Source organism: Achromobacter kerstersii (assembly GCF_902859595.1).
Classification (GTDB): domain Bacteria; phylum Pseudomonadota; class Gammaproteobacteria; order Burkholderiales; family Burkholderiaceae_B; genus Achromobacter; species Achromobacter kerstersii.
Window position 1 is genome coordinate 77,378 of record NZ_CADIJQ010000010.1, and the last position, 20,927, is coordinate 98,304.

Below are 20,927 nucleotides of genomic sequence, written 5' to 3' on the forward strand. Positions count from 1 at the left end.
CGGGACCGATGACGCGCTTACTGGATGGAGATGTTGCGGTCGCTCGCCACCTGTTTCCACTTGGCCGCATCGGCCCGGACCAGGTCTGCGAATTGCGGCACCGTCAGTTCGGCCGGCACCGCGCTTTCCTCCGCGAACATGGCGCGCATCTTCTGGTCGTTCACGATGCCGCGGATTTCGGCGTTCAGCTTGTCCACCAGGGGCGCAGGCGTGCCTGCCGGGGCCAGCACGCCCCACCAGAGTTCCACCGCGTAGCCGGGCTGGCCTTCGCCTATCGTGGGCAGCGCCGGATAGAACTGCGAACGCTCAGGCGACGTCACGGCCAGCACGCGCAGCTTGCCGCCCTTGAGCAGCGACGCCGTGGACGCAAAGCTGCCGATCACAAAGTCCACGCGGCCACCCGCCAGATCATTCAGCGCATGCGACATGCCCTTGTAGGGCACATGCGTGAAGGACGTTTTCTCGCCGCCGGCCAGAATTTCGCTGGCCATCTGGTTGACCGAGCCCAAGCCGGCGCTGCCGTAAGTCAGCTTGCCGGGTTCCTTGCGGCCTGCGGCCAGCAGATCGGCCATGGACTGATACGGCGAATCCTTGCCCACCACCAGCGCCATCGGGCTGCGCGCCAGCATCGCCACGGGCGCAAAGCTGCGCACCACGTCGTACTTCAGATTGGTCTGCACGGCGGCGTTGGTCGTCAACGTGGACGACGACAGCATCAGCACCGACCCATCCTTGGGCGCGCGCGCCACGTATTCCGCGCCAATTGCGCCGCCCGCGCCGGGGCGGTTTTCGACGATGACGGTGGTGGACAGCTTGGCGCCCAGCTTCTCGGCCAGCACGCGGGCGAAGACGTCGTTGCTGCCGCCTGGCGGAAACGGCACCACCATCGTGATCGTGGCCGGCACGGCGGGTGCAGCTTGCGCCACGGACACGCCCGGCGCGCCCAGCGCCACGGTCAACGCCAACGCGGGCAATAAGGCGGCGCGTGCGCCGGCCAGGATCTTGTTCATGCGGTGTCTCCTCGGTTGCGGTCTGGCCGGCGTGGAATGCCTGGCGTTCAGCCGCTTGTCGTTGTGGTTGAAGCCGATACTAGGACGCCGCTCTGGTGATATAAAGCGAGGATTCTTAAAACACTACGTGAGGATTTCTGATGAAGATCGAGTCTTTCCGTACGCTTAACGCCGTGCTGCGCGGCGGCAGCTTTGCGGCGGGTGCGGCGGACATGAACCTCTCGCCCAGCGCGGTCAGCCTGCAAATGAAGCAGATGGAGGAATACTTCGGCCAGCCGCTGTTTGACCGTTCGGCGCTACAGGTGCGGCCCAACGCGTTTGCGGCCGAGGTGGATGCGGTGTTGCAAGAGGCGCTGTCGCGTCTGGACGAATTGCGCCGGCGCAGCACGCCCGCCGTTGAGGGCCGCGTCCGCCTGGGCACGATCGAACCGTTGCAGGTCACGCTGCTGCCCCCGCTGCTGCGCAAGCTGCGCGAACGCTATCCGCTGCTGGACGTGCGGCTGGTGCGCGGCCGCGCCACGGAGCTGACAGAAAAATTGAAGCAAGGCGAGATCGACGCGGCCATCATCACCCAGCCGGAAACGGGCGGCTCGCGCCGTCTGACATGGACGCCGCTGTTTCGTGAAACGCTGGTGTTGATTGCACCGCCCGATTCGCGTGAGACGCGCGTGGCGGAATTGTTCCAGCAGTACGAGTGGATTCGTTTCGACAAGACCACCATCGGCGGGCGCCTGGCCGCGCGTTATGTGGCGCAACACGCCCCGCACGCGCGTTGCCGCATCGAAATGCAATCGCTGGCCGCGTTGACGGCGCTGGTGTCCGCCGGGCTGGGCGTGTGCGTGTTGCCAGAACCCGGGGCCAATTTGCTGGACGTGCACCCGGTGCGCGTGCTGCCGCTGGGCAAGCACGCGCCTTATCGCCAGATTTCATTCGTCTGCCGCCAGACCGACCAGGACAACCGCCTGGTGCAAGCCCTGCTGGAAGGCGCAAGGCCGTAGCACATCGGGCTTGGACACCGGCCTTGGACACCGGGCTTGGACACCGGGCTTGGACACCGCCCCCGTTTCCCGATGGCCCATCGCCGCTGCGCCCTACGCCTCGCCTTCCACCTTGGCCATGTCGATGAACGCCCGCAACGCCGACGACACGCGCCGTTGCCGCGGGTAATACAGCATGAAGCCGGGAATGGACGGGCACCAATCTTCCAGCAGCCGCACGAGCTTGCCGGCGGCCAGCAATTCCGTGACGTAGGTTTCCGGCACGCTGCCAATGCCGATGCCGTCCACCGCGGCGCGCACCTCGGCGTGCACATCGCTCAGCGAAATGCGGCCCGCCACATCCAGCTCGATCGCCACGCCGTCCTTTTCGAATTCCCATTTATAGAATCGCCCGCTGGCAAAGCGATAGCGCACGCATTCGTGCTGCATCAAATCATTGGGATGCCGGGGCGGTTCGCGCCCTTGAAGATACGCGGGCGACGCCACGACCGCCACGCGCAGGCGCGGGCCGATCTGCACGGCCACCATGTCTTCGGGAACGGCCTCCAGCAAGCGCACCCCCGCATCAAAGCCCGAGGCCACGATATCGACAAAGTTATCGTCTTCACCGATTTCCAGCCGGATATCCGGGTACGCCGCTAAAAAGCGCGCCGCAAACGGCATCAACAACAGGTAGGACGCCGCGCGCGAGGTGTTGATGCGCAGGGTGCCCGACGCCGACCCGCGAAACTGGTTCATTTCTTCGAGCGCATCGCCCAGGTCATGCAGCACGGGCAGCATGCGCTCGGCCAGCCGTTGGCCCGCATCGGTCAACGCCACGCTGCGCGTCGTGCGGTTGAACAGGTTCACGCCCAGCCGCTCTTCCAGGCTGCGGATGGCGTAGCTGACGGCGGAGGTCGACAAGCCCAGTTCTTCGCCCGCGCGGCGAAAACTACAGTGACGGGCGACGGCGGCGAACGCGGCCAGGTGGGACAGGTTATCGGGCAGCATGATTGTGCTATTTCATCGAACAAAGCATGCGGAAATTCTAGCTTGATCCGGGGTTTCCACAGGAATATTGTGAACGCCTGCTTAACAAATTCTGTCGAGATACCCCATGATTCAAGCCCGTGGCTACGCCGCCCACAGCACCGATACCCCCCTCGTCCCGTTCAGCTTCACCCGCCGCGAGCCGGGCGACGACGACGTGCTGATCGACATTCTGTACAGCGGCATCTGCCATTCCGACTTGCATCAGGCGCGTGGCGACTGGGGCAACTCCGTCTACCCGATGGTGCCAGGCCACGAAATCGTGGGCCGCGTCACCCAGGTCGGCAAGAACGTCAGCAAGTTCAAGACGGGCGACTACGCTGGCGTGGGCTGCATGGTGGACTCCTGCCTGCACTGCAAGGCCTGCCGCCTGAACCTGGAGCAATACTGCGAGGAAGGCGCAACGCTGACCTACAACGACAAGGAACGCGGCAGCGACCAGCTGACCTTCGGCGGTTACTCCGACCGCATCGTCGTGAAGGAACACTTTGCGGTGAAGGTGTCCGACAAGCTCGACCTGAAGGCCGTGGCCCCGCTGCTGTGCGCGGGCATCACGACCTATTCCCCGCTGCGCCACTGGAAGGTCGGCCCGGGGCAGAAGGTGGGCGTCATCGGCCTGGGCGGCCTGGGCCACATGGGCGTGAAGTTCGCCCACGCGATGGGCGCGCATGTCGTCATGATCACCACGTCCGCCGACAAGGGGCGCGACGCCAAGCGGCTGGGCGCCGACGACGTGCTGGTGTCGCGCGATGCCGACGCGATGGCGGCGCACGCCGGCACCTTCGACTTCCTGCTGAACACCGTGCCCGTCAGCCATGACGTGAACCCGTACCTGGCCCTGCTGGGCTTGAACGGCACCATGGCGCTGGTCGGCGCGCTGACGCCGCTGGACCCCATCCCCGGCGCCAACCTGATCATGGGCCGCAAGTCGATTGCGGGCTCGGCCATCGGCGGCATGGAAGAAACGCAAGAGATGATGGACTTCTGCGCCGAACACGGCATCGTCAGCGATGTGGAAATGGTGCCGATCCAGTCCGTCAACGAGGCCTACGAACGCTTGATCAAGAACGATGTGAAGTACCGCTTCGTGATTGACATGGCTTCGCTGGCGGCTGAACAGCCGCTGGCCGCATAGGGCAGCGTAGCGCGGCATAGGGCCTGCGCTGCCGAGGGTCGGCGGCGCATAAGGCCGCGCGCCCCAGGCCGACGCTTCAGGGTGAAAAAAAAGGGTGCCCGAAGGCACCCTGAATCCACCCTACAACAGCACCTACAACTGCAAAGCAATCCCTTCAATCATGCGCGCAAGGCTGCTTTAAGCCACCTTCTGCGTCTTGCCGTGTTCAAACTGGGCCTCTTCCGTCGAGCCGGTCAGCGCGGTGGTGGAAGACTGGCCGCCTTCGATCGTCTGCGTGACGGCGTCGAAGTAGCCGGTGCCCACTTCGCGCTGGTGCTTCACGGCGGTGAAGCCCAGGTCGGCGGCGGCGAATTCCTTCTGCTGCAATTCCACGAAGGCGCTCATCTGGCGGCGGGCATAGCCGTGGGCCAGTTCGAACATGCCGTAGTTCAGCGCGTGGAAGCCGGCCAGCGTGATGAACTGGAACTTGTAGCCCATGGCGCCCAGCTCGCGCTGGAACTTGGCGATGGTGCCGTCGTCCAGGTTCTTCTTCCAGTTGAACGAGGGCGAGCAGTTGTACGCCAGCAGCTTGCCCGGGAATTGGCGATGGATGGCGTCCGCGAACTTGCGGGCGTATTCCAGGTTGGGCGTGGACGTTTCGCACCAGATCAGGTCGGCGTACGGCGCATAGGCCAGACCACGCGAGATGGCCTGGTCGATACCGGCCTTGGTGCGGAAGAAGCCTTCCACGGTGCGTTCGCCGGTGATGAACGGACGGTCGTTTTCATCGACGTCGCTGGTCACGAGATCCGCCGCGTCGGCGTCAGTACGAGCCAGCAGCACGGTGGGCGTGCCCATCGTGTCGGCGGCGAGACGGGCGGACACCAGCTTGGCCACGGCCTCGCGGGTGGGCACCAGCACCTTGCCGCCCATGTGGCCGCACTTCTTCACGGAAGCCAGCTGGTCTTCAAAGTGCACGCCCGAGGCGCCGGCGTCGATCATGGCCTTCATCAGTTCGAAGGCGTTCAGCACGCCGCCAAAACCGGCTTCAGCATCCGCCACGATGGGCGCGAAGTAATCGATGTAGCCTTCATCGCCCGGGTTCTTGCCTTCCATCCACTGGATCTGGTCGCAGCGGGCCAGCGAATTATTGATGCGGCGAACCACTTGCGGCACCGAGTTGGCGGGGTACAGCGACTGATCGGGATACATTTCGCCGGCCAGGTTGGCGTCACCGGCAACTTGCCAGCCAGACAGGTAAATCGCCTTCAGGCCGGCCTTGACCTGCTGCATGGCCTGGTTGCCCGTCAATGCGCCCAGCGAATTCACGAAAGGCTCGCTATGCAGTTGCTCCCACAGACGGGTCGCGCCACGCTGGGCCAGCGTGTGCTGCACGCTGATGGAACCGCGCAGGCGGATGACATCTTCGGCGCTGTAGTCGCGCTTGATGCCCTGCCACCGGCTGTTCTCGGCCCAGTCTTTCTGCAGATTGCGGATTTCGGTTTCGCGATTGCTCATGGTGATGCTCCTGGTCAGTGATGAGAAGACTTCAAAAGATTCGCGTCTTGCATTGCGTGAATCGTTGGACAAAGTCTATGCCTCTGCTGCGGAGCAATGCGGGCTTATGTCTTATAGAAGATGAAAAATGTTTTGCTTATAAATCATTAACTTATAAGTGCGGTTTCGCATTGCGAAACGATATTGTCATCTGTGAAATGTGCCCTCGTTGCATAGCAGCAGGAACTTTCACATGACGAGACTTACATTTCATAATGCGAAAAAATGCCGGTTTTTGAAGCGCCTACAATGCCTCCATTCCGATGATTTCCATGGTTTCGCTATGACCCTGTCTCACGGCCCGCTGGGCCAGAGCGTGGCCTACGCCTCGCAATACGACCCGTCCCTGCTCTTTCCCATTGCGCGTTCGCACAATCGCGCGGCACTGAATCTCACCGCCGGCAGCCTGCCCTTTACGGGCGTGGACTTGTGGAACGCCTATGAGCTGTCGTGGCTGGACGCCAAGGGCAAGCCCCGCGTCGCCATGGCGACGTTCTCGGTGCCGGCCGACAGCCCCAACATCATCGAGTCCAAGTCGTTCAAGCTCTATCTGAATTCGTTCAACCAGACGCGCCTGGTGAATTCGGCCGCGTTGCGCGGACGACTGGAACGTGACCTGAGCGCCGCCGCGGGCGCGCCCGTGGGCCTGGATTTTTTCCTGCCGCAGCGCTTTTCTGAATTGCAGATGGGTGAGATGGACGGCATTTACATCGACAAGCTGGATATCGAAATCGATACCTATGAGCCCGCGCCCGAGGTGCTGCGCACGCGGCCCGGCGATGTGGTCGAGGAAACGCTGGCCTCGCGCTTGTTGAAGTCGAACTGCCCGGTCACCGGGCAACCTGATTGGGCCAGCGTGCAAATCCGTTATCGCGGTGCACCCATCGACCGCGAATCGCTGCTGCGCTATGTGGTGTCGTTCCGCCAGCACGCTGAATTCCACGAGCACTGCGTGGAACGCATCTTCAGCGACATCATGCAAGCCTGCGCACCCGAACAACTGACCGTCTACGCGCGCTATACGCGCCGGGGCGGGCTGGACATCAACCCGTGGCGCAGCAACTTCGAAAGCGCGCCCCCGGCCGACGTCCGCACCGTCCGCCAGTAAGCACACGTTGCCCGGCCCGGCCCGGGTGAACGTGGCGGCCTCACCGTCATGAAAGAACGGACACAGCGTCGGCTCGCCCTGAGCCGGCGCCGTTGATCTGCGGCAAATCGTGCCGCCGACAGCGGCTTGCTGACAAGCAGTTACAGAACGCCTGCTTCGAATCGATATCGTTTATTGTTGCCCCGGCATCCAGGCGGGCCTTCGGGCCCGCCGCCACATCCGAACCGCAGTCATTCAACTCCCCACAGGAGGCCGTAATGCAAGTCCGTGATTGGTTTGTCGAGCGTCAACCCGAATTTGCCCAATGGCGGCAAGACATCCATGCCCACCCCGAATTAGGGTTCCAGGAACACCGCACCGCGGAAGTCGTGGCGTCCAAGCTGGCGCAATGGGGGCTGGAGGTGCATCGCGGCGTAGGCCGCACCGGCGTGGTGGGTGTGCTGCGTGGCGAACGCGCAGGCAAGCGCAGCATCGGCCTGCGCGCCGACATGGACGCGCTGCCCATGCAGGAGAAAACCACGCTGCCCTACCGTTCCACGCACGAAGGCAACTTCCATGGCTGCGGACACGACGGGCACACGGCCACGCTGCTGGCCGTGGCGCTGCACCTGTCGCAGAACCGCGATTTCGCGGGCACCGTCAACTTCATCTTCCAGCCCGCTGAAGAAACCCTGGCCGGCGGCGCGGCGATGCTTGAAGACGGCCTTTTCACCCGTTTTCCCTGCGACGAAATCTACGGCCTGCACAACAATCCCATGGTCGGCAAAGGGCGCGTCGCCGTACGCGAAGGCGCGTTGCTGGCGGCCTGTGACGGCTTCACGATCCGCGTGCATGGCGTGGGATGCCACGGCGGCATGCCGCAGCAAGGCAACGACCCAGTCGTCATCGCCAGCCAATTGGTGGGCATGCTGCAAACCGTGGTCAGCCGTTCGCTGGACCCCTTGGTGGCGGGCGTACTCAGCGTGGGCATGATGAACGGCGGCACCGCGCGCAACGTCATCCCCGACCTGATGGAGCTGCAAGGCACGGTGCGCACGCTGAGCATTTCCGCGCGCGAAACCGCCTTGCGCCGCGTGCGTGAAATCTGCGACGGCCTGGCGGCCAGCCACGCCACCCGCATCGATTGCGAATTCGACCTGGGCTGCCCGCCCACCATCAACGCGCCCGGCCCCACCGCCACGGTGGCCGCCGCCGCCGCGCGCGTGGTCGGCCAAGACCTGGTTGACGCGCAGATCACGCCACTGATGGCGTCCGAAGACTTTTCGTATCTGCTTCAGGCGTGTCCTGGCGCGTACTTCTTCGTCGGCCAGGACGGCCACTTCTGCCACCACCCCGAGTACGACTTCGACGACGACATTCTGCCCATCGGCGCAAGCGTCTTCGTTGAGATCGTGCGCGACCGGCTGAGCTGACCCGCTCCCGCCTTTTTCGCGTCTCGGGTCTGGGCTGACCGCCCTTCCCCACTTTTTTGAATCCCCGGAGCGTGGCGCTCAAGCGCCGCGCTCTGTGCCCCCTTGCGCCTTCGCCGCGCCTGCAGGAGTCCCTGATGACGTCTGTTTCCGCTTCCTCTTACACCGTTTCCGCCAGCATGCGCCGCCGCGTGGTCATCGCGTCGGTGCTGGGCAATGCCTTCGAATGGTTCGACTTCGCCATCTACGGCATGTTCGCCACGATCATCGCAAAGCTGTACTTCCCCACCGGCGACAACGAAACGTCGCTGCTGCTGGGGCTGGCCACGTTTGGCGTGGCGTTCGCCGTGCGCCCGATCGGCGGCTTGGTGCTGGGTTTGTATGCCGACCGCTACGGACGGCGCCGCGCGCTGTCTTTGATGATCTTGATGATGGCGGGCGGCACCGCCATGATCGGCGTGCTGCCCACTTACGCGTCCATCGGCGTGGCCGCCAGCGTGCTGATGTTGGTGGCGCGGCTGATCCAGGGCTTTTCGGTAGGCGGCGAATACGCCAGCGCCAGCGCCATGCTGGTGGAATTCGCCCCAAAAGGACGCCGCGGCCTGTATGGCAGTTTTCAGATGTGTTCGCAGTCGTTGGCGTTTTCAATTGGCGCGGGCGTGGTGCATCTGCTGTCGTCGAACCTGTCGACGGCGGACCTGGAAAGCTGGGGCTGGCGCATCCCATTCCTGTTTGGCGTGCTGATTGGCCCCATCGGCTATTACCTGCGCACGCAGGTGGACGAAACGCCCGAGTTCCGGCGCTTTCAGGACCAGCGCGTCAAACCCCAACAAACCACGTTCCGCACCTTGTTTTCGCGTTACCCGCGCGAGCTCATCGGATCGTTCTGCATCGTGGTGACCGGCACGGCGTCCAACTACGTCATGTTGCTGTACCTGCCCATCTTCGCCGTGCGGGAATTGGGCCTGACGATGGGCGACGCGCAACTCAGCAGTGCGCTGGCCGGGGCCTTGCTGCTGGTGCTTTGCCCCTTGTCGGGCGCATTGTCTGACCGGCTGTCGCGCCGTGCGCTGATGCTGCCGGCCACGCTGGCCTTTGGCATCGCCACCTGGATCATGATGGCGCGCGTGCTGCACAACCCGTCCTTCGCCACGCTCGTACAAGCGCAATTGCTGGCGGCGGCGTGCATGGGATTCATGTGGGGGCCGACGCCCGCGCTGATGACCGAAATCCTGCCCGTCAACCTGCGGTCCACAGGCGTATCGCTGTCGTACAACCTGGCGGTGATGTTGTTCGGGGGCCTGGCGCCGTTCATCAATACGGCGGTGATCCAGTACACCGGCAACCGGATGGTGCCGGCGTATTACGTGGGCTTGTGCGTGGTCATCGGACTGGCGGGCTTGTTGTTGCTGGGCCGGCGAGGCGCCCCGCCCGCCGACAATTTGATGCCGCTGATGCAAACGCGCTAGTCAGGACTCGTCAGGATTGGACGCCGCCACGTCAAACGCGGCAGCGGGCATAGATAAACGGCGCACCCTCGGGTGCGCCGTTTTGGCTTTCAGGCAAGACGGGACGTATCAGGAACGCGCCACCGCGCCGCCTGCCGTCATCGGCTCGGCGCGACGCGCCTGCACCGCGATCCATTGCGCCAGGAAGGCCGCGGCTGTGAACGCCACGCCAGCGCCCACCCACGGACCCTGCCGCATGCCGGCGTCCAGCAGCAAACCAAACGCCAGCGGCCCCAGCGCCGAGCCCACGTCCATGCCCGAATACACCAAGCCGTAAACAGAACCCGTCGACCCCTTGGGCGTGACGCGGCGGATCAGCATGTCGCGCGACGGCGCGGCCACGCCCGAGCAGAAGCCGGCCAGCGCCACCACCGGCGCGGCAAACGCGGCCGGCACCAGACCCAGCGCCAGCACCACGAGCGTCAGGCCCGCCAGAATCAACGCCACCATCACCGTGCGTTCGGTGCGCGGGTTGGCCGACACCAGGAAGCCGCCCGCCGCCATGCCCACGGCCGACGCCACCATGTAGCCGGACAAGGCCGAACTGGCGGCCACCTTGGACAAGTCGTACAGCTGGCCCAACAGCGGAATCGTGTAGTTCTGCACCGACGACAGCGCAATCGACGTGCACGCAAAGAACAGGAACGCGCCCCACAACGCCGGCTTGGACAGCAAAGTGCTCAACGTGGTCAGCACACCTTCCTGCGGTTTGGCGGCGGCCGGCTTGGCGGATTTGGCGTCCGGCTGAACATCCAGCGGCGACGGGCCGCCGATGAGATTACGGCCGATCACCGTCAGCAGCAGCACCGCCGCCACCAAGCCCGCCGCGCTATAGGCCGCCACGCGCCAGTCGGCCAGCAAAGTGATGGTGGTGATGAAGACCGGCGTCAGCGCCCAGCCCAGGTTGCCCGTCAGCCCGTGCGCCGAAAACGCATGGCCCAGACGCGGCGCGGTAATCCGATGGTTGATGATGGAATAGTCTGCCGGATGGAACACCGAATTGCCGATGCCGCCCACCACGGCCGCGGTCACCAGCATCGTGTAGCCCGTGGCCGACCCGATCAGCAGGCCCGACACCACAAAGCACGCCAGCCCGAACCACAGCACCGGCCGCGCGCCGATGCGGTCCACCACAAAACCCGATGACGCCTGGCCGATGCCCGACACCACATAGAACGTGGACACCAGCAAGCCCAGCCGGGCGAAGTCCAGCCCGAACTCGTTGCCCAGCGATACGTACAGGGAAGGCAAGACCAATTGAAAGAAATGCGACGAGGCGTGCGCAACGCCAATCAGCAGGATGATTTTCCAGTCGCGCCGGCGGACGTCGGCATCCGAAGGCATAGGGGTGGCAGCGGTGTTCATTGCAGAAGGCCGCGGGCAGCGGCGGAAGGCGCCCGCCAAAGGCGGTGCAAGGTTGTCTCCGGCAACGTCCGGAAGAACCGGGCGTTGTGTGCTTGGCGACGTGGTCCGGCGGGCCGGCCGATCGCTCTTGGAATATCTCGGCGGCCGTGTTGCGCGAGCCGGGCCGCCGGGGTGTTGCAAAACCAAGGGTGTTGCAAAACAAACATGGCCAGTACTTTCGTACCAGCCATGGAGATGCATTTACAGCGCTTTCTCGCGGATGGCGGGCCAGGCGCGTTGCAGGTAATACAGCATCGACCAGACCGTCAGCACCGCCGCCACGATAATCAGCACATCACCCAACAGCTTGGTGCTGATGCCGTAGACCGGCTGGTTGTACAGCAGGCACGGAATCGCAACCATTTGGGCGGCGGTTTTGAATTTGCCCAGGCGGTGCACGGCCACGCTGGCGCTGGCGCCGATCTTGGCCATCCATTCGCGCAATGCCGAAATAGTGATTTCGCGGCCGATGATGATCAGCGAAATGAAGGCGTCGACGCGGCTCAAGTCCAGCAGGACGATCAGCGCCGCGCACACCATCAGCTTGTCGGCAACCGGGTCCAGGAACGCGCCAAAGGCCGAGGTCTGGTTCCAGCGGCGGGCCAGCCAGCCGTCGAACCAGTCGGTCAGCGCCGCGATGATGAATGCCCAAGCGGCAAAGCTGTCACGCGTGGGAACCGACATCCAGCTCTCGGGCAGGTAGAACAGCCCGACCACCAGAGGAATCATGGCGATGCGCAGCCATGTCAGGATAATGGGTACGTTAATTGGCATAGTGTCCGTATGCTACATCAGCCGGGTGACACTGGCTGTATCGAAGCCTTGGCATGACCGCCCGCTGGCCGCATGGGCGAATCGGGCTACCCACGCAGCGCCTCGTAAATGCGTTCGGCCAAATCCTGGGAAATGCCATCCACCGACGCCAGATCTTCGATGCTGGCCGAGGCCACGCCCGAAAATCCGCCGAAACGGGCCAACAAACGTTGACGCCGCCGCGCGCCCACGCCTTCAATTTCCTCCAACCGCGACACATTGCGCGTCTTGGCGCGCCGTGCTCGCATGCCGGTGATGGCGAAACGGTGGGCTTCGTCGCGCACCTGGGCGATCAGCATCAGCGCGGCAGACTCGCCGCCCAGCGCCACCGGGGGCCTTTCGTCGGCGAACACCAGCGTTTCCAGGCCTACCTTGCGCCCTTCTCCCTTGGCCACGCCCACCAGCGTCTGGATGTCCAACCCCAACTCCACGAACACCTTGCGGGCCACTTCGACCTGGCCCTTGCCGCCATCGATCAGCACCAGGCCCGGCATTGGCGCGTCACCATCCGCCACCTTGGCGAAACGGCGCGTCAGCACCTGGCGCATGGCGGCGTAGTCGTCGCCCGGGGTGATGCCCGCAATGTTGTAACGGCGGTACAGGGATGGCTGCATGTCGTGGTGTTCGAACACCACACAGGATGCCTGCGTCGCTTCGCCCGCCGTATGGCTGATGTCGAAACATTCGATGCGCAACGCGTCCAGCGCGGCTTCATCGGTATCCAGGTCCAGCGCTTCGGCCAGCGCCAAGGTGCGGCCGGCGCGGGCGCCCGATTCGGTCAAGGCGCGGGCCAGCGCCATTTCGGCATTCTTGCCCGCCTGTTCCAGCCACGACCGGCGCGCGCCCTGAGGACGCGTCAACAAGCGCGACGGGCGGCCACCCGCCTGTTCGACCAGCAGACCGATCAGGTCAGGGTCGGGCAAGGCGTGGGAACAGACCAGCACGGGCGGCATGGCGTTGTCGGTGTAATGCTGCGCCACGAAGGCTTCCAGCACTTGCGGCGCGGCCTCGCCCTCGGCGTGCGTCGGAAAGAAGGGCTTGTCGCCCAAGTGGCGGCCGCCGCGCACCATCGCCAGGTTGACGCAGACTTTGCCGCCCGCCACCGCCACGGCAATGATGTCGGTGTCTTCGCCGCTGGTGTTCTCCATGGTCTGCTGATGCAGCACGCGCGCCAGCGATCCCATCTGGTCTCGCAGCGCCGCGGCTTCTTCAAAGCGGAGTTCACCCGCCGCCTGCTGCATGCGGGCTTCGATTTCGCCCATGACTTCCTTGGCCTCGCCATTCAGAAAGCGCACGGCGCGCTGCACGTCGCGTTCGTACTCGGCGGCCTCGATGGCGCCCACGCACGGCGCCGAGCAACGCCCGATCTGATGTAGCAGACAGGGCCGCGAGCGGTTGGCGAAGACGGTGTCTTCACAGGTGCGCAGCCGGAAGACCTTTTGCAGGATCTGGATGGTTTCGCGCACCGCCCAGGCGTTGGGAAACGGGCCGAAATACTGGCCGCGCTTGTTCGTTGCGCCCCGGTAGTAGGCGATGCGCGGCCATTCGTGGCCGGTGATCAGCAGGTAGGGATAAGACTTGTCGTCGCGAAACAGGATGTTGTAGCGCGGCTTCAGGCTCTTGATGAGGTTGTTTTCCAGGATCAGCGCTTCGGCTTCCGAGCGCGTGACGGTGACCTCCAGCCGCGCCACCTTCGACACCATCTGGGCGATACGGGGGCTGGCTAGGTTCTTCTGGAAATACGACGAGACGCGCTTCTTCAGGTCGCGCGCCTTGCCGACATACATGACTTCACCGGCCGCATCCAGGTGCCGGTAGACACCTGGAAGATGCGGCAGATCAGCCAGGAACGATTTGAGATTGAAGTCGTCGGGCATTCTGATAGCGGCTTTCAGCCTGCAAGGTGTCCCAGTCGGGCGCATCGAAACGCGGCATGAGGCGGCGGATGCGTTCAACCGATTCGGGAGCATGGTCGAACTTCAGGCGCGACAGCAGATCGTCGGCCAGATCGGGGCGGTTGCACACCAGCACCATATCGCAACCGGCGCGCAGCGCGGCGTTGGCGCGGTCCAGGATGTCGCCCGCAACCGATGCGCCTTCCATCGTCAGGTCGTCCGAGAACACCACGCCGTCATAGCCCAGGCGCTTGCGCAGAATGTCCTGCACCCAGCGCTTGGAGAACCCGGCGGGATGCTTGTCGACCTTGGGGTAGATCACGTGCGCGGGCATCACGGACGGCAGCACGGCGTCGCCCAGCCAGGCGTACGGCGCGGCGTCGTCCTTCAGGATGTCGTCCAGGCCGCGCGGGTCCACGGGGATTTCGTGGTGCGAATCCGCGCCCACAAAACCATGGCCCGGGAAGTGCTTGCCGCAAGCCGACATGCCGGCCAGCGCCAAACCCTGAACCAGGGCGCGCGACAGCATCGTCACCACGCGCGGGTCGGAATGGAAGGCGCGATTGCCGATGACTTTGCTGACGCCGTAATCCAGATCGAGCACGGGCGTGAAGCTCATGTCCACCCCGCAGGCGCGCAGCTCGGCGGCCAGCACATAGCCGGCTTCGGTCGCCAGGCGCATGGCCTGAAGGGGGTCGCGGTCCCACAGCGCGCCCAGGTCGCGCATCGCGGGCAAGGCAGTGAAACCGTCTTCGCGGAAGCGCTGCACGCGGCCGCCTTCGTGATCCACCAGGATCAGCAGCGGTTCCTTGCGGGCTTTGTGAATCTGGCGAGTCAGCTTGGTCAGCTGCTTGCGGCTTTCGAAATTGCGGGCGAAAAGAATCACGCCGCCGACCAGCGGATGGCGCAGGCGCGTCTTCTCTTCTTTTGTCAGCGTGAAGCCCGCCACGTCGACCATCACGGGGCCGGGGGGCAGGCCACCCTTGGATTTCTTCTTGGCCATGAGGCTGTCCTTGTGTCTAGATATGGCAAGCCGGCACCGCGCAAGGCGGAGGCTCAGGGCTTGCGTTCGACCACCACATACGCGGCGGCCATGTCGGATTCGTCGGTGATGGATACATGCGCCGCGCCGAAACGCTGCGTGTACCAGTCGAGCAGCTCGGGCGCGATGACGAGTACCGGGCGTCCGCCCGGCGCATTCAGCGTTTGCACGCGCCGCCACGTCATGGGCATGCGCATGCCCAGGCCGATCGCTTTGGAAAAGGCTTCTTTGGCGGCAAAGCGCGTGGCCAGAAAGCGCAGGCCGCGCACCGGGTCGCGGGCGCGGCGCGCATGGAATTTCTGCAACTCTTCCACGCCTAAAATCTTTTCGGCGAAGCGGTCGCCGTGGCGTTCCAATGCGCGCTCGATGCGGTCGATGCGCAGCAAGTCCATGCCGATGCCGGCGATGGCGCCAGCGGGCGCGGGGGTCTTGGGCGTGTCAGACATGGGCATCAACCAAAAACAACGCCGCCAAAAACGCGGCGCGGGGTTTCATCATCCAGCCTGCCGTCACAGGCCGCGCAGCGCTTGCAGCCGGGCCTGCACCATCAGCGCTTTCATGTCGCGCACCGCCTTTTCCCAGCCATCAAACACCGCCTGCGCCACGATGGCGTGGCCGATGTTCAGCTCGGAAATACCGTCAATGGCGGCAATGGGCGATACGTTGCCCACATGCAGGCCGTGTCCGGCGTTCACGCGCAGGCCATGGCGCAAGCCTTCGGTGACGGCCAGGCGGATGCGCTGCAACTCGGCCTGGGCGGCGTCGCCCTGGGCTTCGGCGTAGGCGCCGGTATGCAGTTCGATGACCGTGGCGCCAGCCTTGGCCGCCGCGGCGATCTGCACCGGGTCCGCGTCGATGAACAACGACACGCGAATACCGGCTTCGCGCAGCAAGGCCACGGCGTCCGTCACCGGCCCCATGGCGCCCGCCACTTCCAGGCCGCCCTCGGTCGTGAGCTCGGTACGCTTTTCAGGCACCAGGCAGACGTCGTTGGGTTTGACGGCGCAGGCAATTTCCAGCATTTCCGCCGTGATGGCGCATTCCAGATTCATGCGCGTGCGCAACTGCGGACGAATGGCGTAAACGTCCGCGTCTTGAATGTGGCGGCGGTCTTCACGCAGATGCAGCGTGATCAGGTCGGCGCCGGCGTCCTCCGCGCGCAGCGCGGCGGCCACCGGGTCCGGGTACACCGTATGGCGTTGTTGCCGCAACGTGGCAACGTGATCGATATTTACACCAAGTTCTATCATTGAGCGGTCGTCGTCACTTTGGTCGGTTCTTTCGTGGTTTCTTCCCAGCCGCCGCCCAACGCCTTGTAGAGCTCCACGCGGTTGATCAGCGCGGCCAAACCGGTTTGCACCAGCGAAAGCTGGGCATTGAAGAAGTCTACCTGAGCGGTCTGCACTTGCAGGTAGCTGTCGATGCCATTGGTATAACGCAGATTCGACAGTTCCAGCGTGCGCGAAGACGAATCCTGCAACGCGCGCTGCGCATCAAGCTGCGCGCCATACGTGGCTTCGCCCGCCAGCGCGTCCGACACTTCGCGGAACGCCGTCTGGATGGTTTGCTCGTATTGAGCCACGGCGATGTTGTCGCGCGCCTTCGCCAGATTCAACCCTTCGCGGATGCTGCCACCCGCAAACAGCGGCGTCGTGATCGACGGCGAGAAGCTCCAGTACCCCTGGCCACCCTTGAACAGATCACCCAGCGACGGGCTGGCCACGCCCAGCAGGCCGGTCAGCGAAATCGTCGGGAAGAAAGCCGCGCGCGCCGCGCCGATATTGGCGTTGGCGGCCTTCAACTGGTTTTCTGCGGCCAGAATATCGGGCCGGCGCTCAAGCAGGTCAGACGGCAGGCCGGAAGGCACCGTCGCCAGCAACTGGTCGCGGCCGAACGTGGCGGGCTCGGGCAGGTTTTCCGGCAACGGCGTTCCCACCAGCAGCACCAGCGCGTTCATGGCCTGCGCACGGGCGCGGGCCAATTGCGCCAGGTCAGACGACGCCGTATCCAGCAGCGACTTCGACTGGTTCAAATCCAGTTCCGACGCCACGCCGCCATCGAAACGGCGCTTGACGAGGTTGTAGGATTCCTGGCGCGAGGCCAGCGTGCGCTGCGTCAGGTCCAGCTGCACTTCGGCCGCGCGCAGGTTGAAGTACGACTGCGCCACGGAACCGACCAGCGTGATCTGCACGCTCTTTTGCGCCTGTTCGGTCGACAGATACTGCTGATACGCCGCTTCGGACAAATTGCGCAAACGGCCGAACAGATCGATTTCGAAGGTCGTCAGGCCGATACCGGCCTGATAGGAACTGGAAATCGAACTGGAATCGGGGCCGCCTGCCCGCATGTTGGCGGGCAAGTGCTGGCGCTGGCCCTGAATGCCGGCGCCGATGCTCGGCCACTGCGCGCCGCGCTGCACGCCGTACTGCGCACGCGCCTCTTCGACACGCTGCACGGCCACGCGCAAGTCGCGGTTGTTCTCAAGCGACAAGGCGATCAGGCTTTGCAGGCGCGGATCGCGGAAGAACTCGCGCCAGCCCAGGTCGGCCGCGGGCGTGCCGTCTTGCGGCATCACCGACGTCGATGGCTGCGTGCCCAGCGTTGAAGGGTTGTTGTACGCGCCGTACTGCACCTTGGGCTGGTCGGGCCACGCGCCCGTAACCGGCGCATCGGGGCGCTTGTAGTCAGGCGCCAGCGAGCAGCCGGCCAACGCCACCGCCACGAAGGCGGACAAAGCGGTCTGTTTGATCATCAGGGCTTTCATGCCTTGCCCTCCGGGCCACCGTGGGGTTGTGCGGGAGTTTGCGCAGCGTGGGACGAATCAGCGGTGGGTTCGCCAGCCGCCTTCTTGGCCGCCTGCTCTTCTTCCCAGGCCTTCAGTTCAGCGCCCAGCAGACGCGGGCGGGTCTTGAACAGGCCCAGCACCACGACGAAGAACGTCGGCACGAAGATGACGGCGAACGGGGTTGCCGCCAACATGCCGCCCAGCACGCCCAGACCCACTGCGCGCTGGCTGGCGGCGCCTGCGCCCGTGGCCATCGCCAACGGCACCACGCCCAGAATGAACGCCAGCGACGTCATCAGAATCGGCCGGAACCGCAGCCTTGCGGCTTCCACCGCAGATTCATATAGCCCCATGCCCCGCGCGTACTGATCCTTGGCGAACTCCACGATCAGAATGGCGTTCTTGGCCGCCAAGCCGATCACGGTCACCATGCCCACCTGGAAGTACACGTCGTTCGACATGCCCAGCGCGCTGACCAGGGCCACCGCACCCAACATACCCAGCGGCACCACCAGCATGACCGAGATCGGGATGGCCCAGCTTTCATACAGCGCGGCCAGCACCAGGAACACGATCAGCAGCGACAGGCCCATCAGGATGGGCGCCTGGTTACCCGCTTGGCGTTCCTGATACGACAGCCCCGTCCACTCGTAGCCGAAGCCTTGCGGCAACTGCGCGACGAGGTTCTGCATTTCCTCCATGGCCTGGCCCGTGGTGTAGCCCGCCGCGGCGCTGCCGCCGATACGCATGGACTCGTAGCTGTTGTAGCGCACCACCTGCACCGGACCCTGCACCCAATCGGCCGTGACGAACGTCGACAGCGGCACCATCCCGCCTTGCGTGTTGCGCGCGTTCAGCTTCAAGACGTCAGACAGCTGCATGCGGTACGGCGCATCGGCCTGGACCCAGATGTTCTGCATCCGGCCCATGTTCGGGAACTTGCTCAGGTAGGCCGAGCCCACCGCCGTCGAGATCAGCGATGCCGCCTCGTTGAAGTCCACCCCCAAGGCTGCTGCCTTGTCGCGGTCGATGTTCAGCGTCAGTTGCGTGCCCGCCGCCAGACCGGTGATGCGGACTTGCGACAGCACCGGGCTCTTCATTGCCGCGCCCATCAACTGGCCCGTGGCCGCGGCCAGCGCCTCGGAGCCGGCCGCACCGCGATCCTGCAAGCGCAGGTCGAAGCCCGTGGCGTTACCCAAGGACGAAATGGCGGGCGGCACCAGCGTGAACACCTGCGCATCGTGAATGCCCATCAACTGCTTCTGGAAGGCATTGAAGGCGATGGCGCCGGCGGAGTCCTGGCGTTCCTTGCGGTCTTTGAAGTCTTTCAGCGTGGTGAACGCAATAGCGGCGTTCAGGCCGTTACCGTTGAAGCTGTAGCCCTGCACGGCGATGACGTTTTCCACCGCGGGAATGTTGCGGAAGTATTCCTCGACCTGTTCGATGACCTCAACCGTACGGTTGGCGCTGGCGCCCGTGGGCAGCTCGATGTTGCTGATCACGTAGCCCTGGTCTTCTTCGGGCAGGAACGACGACGGCAGACGCAGGTACAGCCAGCCCAGCAGCAGCACCAGCACCAGGAAGGCCAGCATCATGCGGCCGCCCTTGTGCAGAATGCGCGATACCCAGTTCTGATAACCGTGGGTGGTGGCGTCGAACTTGCGGTTGAACCAACCGAAGAAACCCTTTTTCTCGTCGTGGTGACCCTTGGCCACCGGCTTGAGAATGGTGGCGCACAACGCCGGCGTGAAGGTCAGCGCCAGCAGGGCCGAGAAGAAGATCGACACGGCCATGGCCACCGAGAACTGACGGTAGATCACGCCCACCGACCCGCTCATGAAGGCCAGCGGCAGGAACACCGTCACCAGCACCAGCGTGATGCCGACGATGGCCCCGCTGATCTGCGGCATGGCTTTCTTGGTGGCCTCTTTTGGCGGTAAGCCTTCGGTGGCCATGATCCGCTCAACGTTTTCAACCACCACGATGGCGTCGTCCACCAGAATCCCGATGGCCAGCACCATCGCAAACATGGTCAGCACGTTGATCGAGAAGCCCAGCCCCAGCATCACCGCAAACGAACCCAGCATGGCCACCGGCACGACAAGTGCCGGGATCAGCGTGTAGCGTACGTTCTGCAGGAACAGGTACATCACCAGGAACACCAGCACCATGGCTTCGGCCAGGGTGTGCAGCACCTGCTCGATGGACACCTTCACATAGGGTGCGGTGTCGTAGGGAATGGCGTACTGGATGTTGCCCGGGAAGTACTTGGACAGCTCTTCCATCTGTTGGCGCACGCCCTGGGCGGTGGCCAACGCGTTGGCGTCCGGCGACAGCACGATGGCGAAAGCGGCCGTGGGCTTGCCGTTCAGGCGGGCCCCGAATTGATAGTTGTCGGCGCCCACTTCGATACGGGCGACGTCGCGCAGCAGCACCTTGGAACCATCGGTGTTGGCGCGCAGGACGATCTTGCCGAAGCCTTCCACCGTGCTCAACTGGCCGTTGGCCGTGACGGTGGCGGTGATGCGCTGCGACTCCGGGTTGGGCGGCGAACCGATGCTGCCGCCAGAGATCAACACGTTCTGGCCCGAGATCGCCTGGTTGACTTCGGACATGCTCAGGTTAAAGCCCACCAGCTTGGCGGGATCGACCCAGATGCGCATCGCGCGCGGCGCAGCGAACAGCTGGAACTGGCCCACGCCGGCCACACGCGAGACCGGGTTCTGCACGTTGCGGGTGATGTAGTCGGCCAATGCCGTTTGATCCAGCGAGCCGTCTTCGGACGACAACGTCACGATCATCAGGAAGCCGGTACTGGTCTGCTCGTATTGCAGGCCCTGCTGTTGCACGGCCGCCGGCAACTGCGCAATCACGTTGGACACGCGGTTCTGCACGTCCACCTGCGCCAAGTCGGGGTTGGTGCCCGGGGCGAAGGTGGCGGTGATCGTGGCGGTGCCGTAGGAATCGCTGACCGACTCGTAGTAGATCAGGCCCTTGGCCCCGTTGAGCTTGTCTTCGATGATACTGGTGACCGATTCCGCCACTTCCTTGGCCGATGCGCCAGGGTAGGTAGCGGTAATCGTGATCGCCGGCGGGGCCACGTCGGGGTATTGCGCCACCGGCATGTTCGGGATGGCCAGCACCCCCGCCAGCAGAATGAACAGGGCAACTACCCAGGCGAAAATTGGTCGATCAATGAAAAATTGCGGCATGTGGGCTGACTCTGAAAGCGATGCTCACCAAAGGGGAACGCGG

At 64.3% G+C, this 20,927-nt stretch carries 16 protein-coding genes; 5 read left to right on the top strand and 11 right to left on the bottom strand.

Features of this window, described 5'->3' with window-relative positions; translation table 11 throughout:
* Positions 1 to 17: 17 nt before the first annotated feature.
* Positions 18 to 1,010: a tripartite tricarboxylate transporter substrate binding protein gene (locus HV765_RS24615; RefSeq protein WP_175171316.1), complete on the bottom strand. Its 993-nt coding sequence runs from the start codon at positions 1,008 to 1,010 to the stop codon at positions 18 to 20.
* 140 nt (positions 1,011 to 1,150) lie between these two features.
* Here HV765_RS24615 and HV765_RS24620 point away from each other — a divergent pair, with 140 nt between their 5' ends.
* Entirely contained in the window at positions 1,151 to 2,008 is an 858-nt protein-coding gene (locus tag HV765_RS24620) for a LysR family transcriptional regulator (protein ID WP_175171317.1), read from the top strand.
* Between the two features lie 93 nt (positions 2,009 to 2,101).
* Here the strand turns inward: HV765_RS24620 and HV765_RS24625 are convergent, their stop codons facing one another.
* Positions 2,102 to 2,998, bottom strand: coding sequence for a LysR family transcriptional regulator (locus HV765_RS24625; RefSeq protein WP_054422125.1), 897 nt, complete (start codon positions 2,996 to 2,998; stop codon positions 2,102 to 2,104).
* A 106-nt stretch (positions 2,999 to 3,104) separates the two neighbouring features.
* Here HV765_RS24625 and HV765_RS24630 point away from each other — a divergent pair, with 106 nt between their 5' ends.
* Positions 3,105 to 4,172 carry an NAD(P)-dependent alcohol dehydrogenase gene (locus HV765_RS24630; RefSeq protein ID WP_054422126.1) on the top strand — a complete coding sequence of 356 codons (1,068 nt, stop codon included), beginning with the start codon at positions 3,105 to 3,107 and terminating at the stop codon, positions 4,170 to 4,172.
* A 177-nt stretch (positions 4,173 to 4,349) separates the two neighbouring features.
* Here HV765_RS24630 and aceA read toward each other — a convergent pair whose 3' ends face one another.
* Positions 4,350 to 5,669 carry an isocitrate lyase gene (gene aceA / locus HV765_RS24635; RefSeq protein WP_054422127.1) on the bottom strand — a complete coding sequence of 440 codons (1,320 nt, stop codon included), beginning with the start codon at positions 5,667 to 5,669 and terminating at the stop codon, positions 4,350 to 4,352.
* Between the two features lie 322 nt (positions 5,670 to 5,991).
* Between aceA and queF the strand changes: the two genes are divergently transcribed.
* The 3 genes from queF to HV765_RS24650 all read left to right on the top strand — a co-directional run bounded on the left by queF (position 5,992) and on the right by HV765_RS24650 (position 9,694).
* On the top strand, positions 5,992 to 6,816 hold the full coding sequence (queF, locus tag HV765_RS24640) for an NADPH-dependent 7-cyano-7-deazaguanine reductase QueF (protein WP_054422128.1): 825 nt from the start codon (positions 5,992 to 5,994) through the stop codon (positions 6,814 to 6,816).
* A gap of 257 nt (positions 6,817 to 7,073) precedes the next feature.
* Positions 7,074 to 8,228, top strand: a complete 1,155-nt coding sequence (locus tag HV765_RS24645) for an amidohydrolase (RefSeq protein ID WP_054422129.1) — start codon at positions 7,074 to 7,076, stop codon at positions 8,226 to 8,228.
* A 134-nt stretch (positions 8,229 to 8,362) separates the two neighbouring features.
* Positions 8,363 to 9,694 (top strand): MFS transporter, encoded by a 1,332-nt coding sequence (locus tag HV765_RS24650; protein ID WP_217483397.1) that lies wholly within the window; start codon positions 8,363 to 8,365, stop codon positions 9,692 to 9,694.
* A gap of 108 nt (positions 9,695 to 9,802) precedes the next feature.
* Here HV765_RS24650 and HV765_RS24655 read toward each other — a convergent pair whose 3' ends face one another.
* The 8 genes from HV765_RS24655 to HV765_RS24690 all read right to left on the bottom strand — a co-directional run bounded on the left by HV765_RS24655 (position 9,803) and on the right by HV765_RS24690 (position 20,884).
* Positions 9,803 to 11,098 (bottom strand): MFS transporter, encoded by a 1,296-nt coding sequence (locus HV765_RS24655; RefSeq protein ID WP_175171318.1) that lies wholly within the window; start codon positions 11,096 to 11,098, stop codon positions 9,803 to 9,805.
* Positions 11,099 to 11,338: 240 nt separating this feature from the next.
* The gene (gene pgsA / locus HV765_RS24660; RefSeq protein WP_054426407.1) at positions 11,339 to 11,911 is read right to left on the bottom strand and encodes a CDP-diacylglycerol--glycerol-3-phosphate 3-phosphatidyltransferase; all 573 of its coding nucleotides are present in this window, start codon (positions 11,909 to 11,911) and stop codon (positions 11,339 to 11,341) included.
* An 86-nt stretch (positions 11,912 to 11,997) separates the two neighbouring features.
* Entirely contained in the window at positions 11,998 to 13,827 is a 1,830-nt protein-coding gene (uvrC, locus tag HV765_RS24665) for an excinuclease ABC subunit UvrC (protein ID WP_054426410.1), read from the bottom strand.
* The gene (gene nagZ / locus HV765_RS24670) at positions 13,790 to 14,848 is read right to left on the bottom strand and encodes a beta-N-acetylhexosaminidase (protein ID WP_054426413.1); all 1,059 of its coding nucleotides are present in this window, start codon (positions 14,846 to 14,848) and stop codon (positions 13,790 to 13,792) included. Before nagZ ends, uvrC begins: the two co-directional genes overlap by 38 nt.
* A 53-nt stretch (positions 14,849 to 14,901) precedes the next feature.
* Complete coding sequence (gene acpS / locus HV765_RS24675; RefSeq protein ID WP_175171319.1) at positions 14,902 to 15,333, bottom strand: holo-ACP synthase; 432 nt, start codon at positions 15,331 to 15,333, stop codon at positions 14,902 to 14,904.
* Positions 15,334 to 15,396: 63 nt separating this feature from the next.
* Positions 15,397 to 16,137 carry a pyridoxine 5'-phosphate synthase gene (locus tag HV765_RS24680; RefSeq protein WP_054426415.1) on the bottom strand — a complete coding sequence of 247 codons (741 nt, stop codon included), beginning with the start codon at positions 16,135 to 16,137 and terminating at the stop codon, positions 15,397 to 15,399.
* On the bottom strand, positions 16,134 to 17,651 hold the full coding sequence (locus HV765_RS24685) for an efflux transporter outer membrane subunit (RefSeq protein ID WP_175171320.1): 1,518 nt from the start codon (positions 17,649 to 17,651) through the stop codon (positions 16,134 to 16,136). Before HV765_RS24685 ends, HV765_RS24680 begins: the two co-directional genes overlap by 4 nt.
* A complete protein-coding gene (locus HV765_RS24690; RefSeq protein ID WP_175171321.1) occupies positions 17,648 to 20,884 on the bottom strand; it encodes an efflux RND transporter permease subunit in 3,237 nt (1,078 codons plus the stop codon). The genes HV765_RS24685 and HV765_RS24690 overlap by 4 nt, the downstream gene beginning before the upstream one ends.
* Between the last annotated feature and the right edge of the window lie 43 nt (positions 20,885 to 20,927).

Bases quoted from the DNA above. Each gene is read 5' to 3' on its own strand.
- HV765_RS24620 (WP_175171317.1), top strand. From the start codon at position 1,151: ATGAAGATCGAGTCTTTCCGTACGCTTAACGCCGTGCTGCGCGGCGGC.
- HV765_RS24625 (WP_054422125.1), bottom strand. From the start codon at position 2,998: ATGCTGCCCGATAACCTGTCCCACCTGGCCGCGTTCGCCGCCGTCGCC.
- HV765_RS24690 (WP_175171321.1), bottom strand. From the start codon at position 20,884: ATGCCGCAATTTTTCATTGATCGACCAATTTTCGCCTGGGTAGTTGCC.
- uvrC (WP_054426410.1), bottom strand. From the start codon at position 13,827: ATGCCCGACGACTTCAATCTCAAATCGTTCCTGGCTGATCTGCCGCAT.
- nagZ (WP_054426413.1), bottom strand. From the start codon at position 14,848: ATGGCCAAGAAGAAATCCAAGGGTGGCCTGCCCCCCGGCCCCGTGATG.
- HV765_RS24650 (WP_217483397.1), top strand. From the start codon at position 8,363: ATGACGTCTGTTTCCGCTTCCTCTTACACCGTTTCCGCCAGCATGCGC.
- pgsA (WP_054426407.1), bottom strand. From the start codon at position 11,911: ATGCCAATTAACGTACCCATTATCCTGACATGGCTGCGCATCGCCATG.
- HV765_RS24630 (WP_054422126.1), top strand. From the start codon at position 3,105: ATGATTCAAGCCCGTGGCTACGCCGCCCACAGCACCGATACCCCCCTC.
- aceA (WP_054422127.1), bottom strand. From the start codon at position 5,669: ATGAGCAATCGCGAAACCGAAATCCGCAATCTGCAGAAAGACTGGGCC.
- HV765_RS24615 (WP_175171316.1), bottom strand. From the start codon at position 1,010: ATGAACAAGATCCTGGCCGGCGCACGCGCCGCCTTATTGCCCGCGTTG.
- queF (WP_054422128.1), top strand. From the start codon at position 5,992: ATGACCCTGTCTCACGGCCCGCTGGGCCAGAGCGTGGCCTACGCCTCG.
- HV765_RS24645 (WP_054422129.1), top strand. From the start codon at position 7,074: ATGCAAGTCCGTGATTGGTTTGTCGAGCGTCAACCCGAATTTGCCCAA.
- HV765_RS24685 (WP_175171320.1), bottom strand. From the start codon at position 17,651: ATGAAAGCCCTGATGATCAAACAGACCGCTTTGTCCGCCTTCGTGGCG.
- HV765_RS24680 (WP_054426415.1), bottom strand. From the start codon at position 16,137: ATGATAGAACTTGGTGTAAATATCGATCACGTTGCCACGTTGCGGCAA.
- acpS (WP_175171319.1), bottom strand. From the start codon at position 15,333: ATGTCTGACACGCCCAAGACCCCCGCGCCCGCTGGCGCCATCGCCGGC.
- HV765_RS24655 (WP_175171318.1), bottom strand. From the start codon at position 11,098: ATGAACACCGCTGCCACCCCTATGCCTTCGGATGCCGACGTCCGCCGG.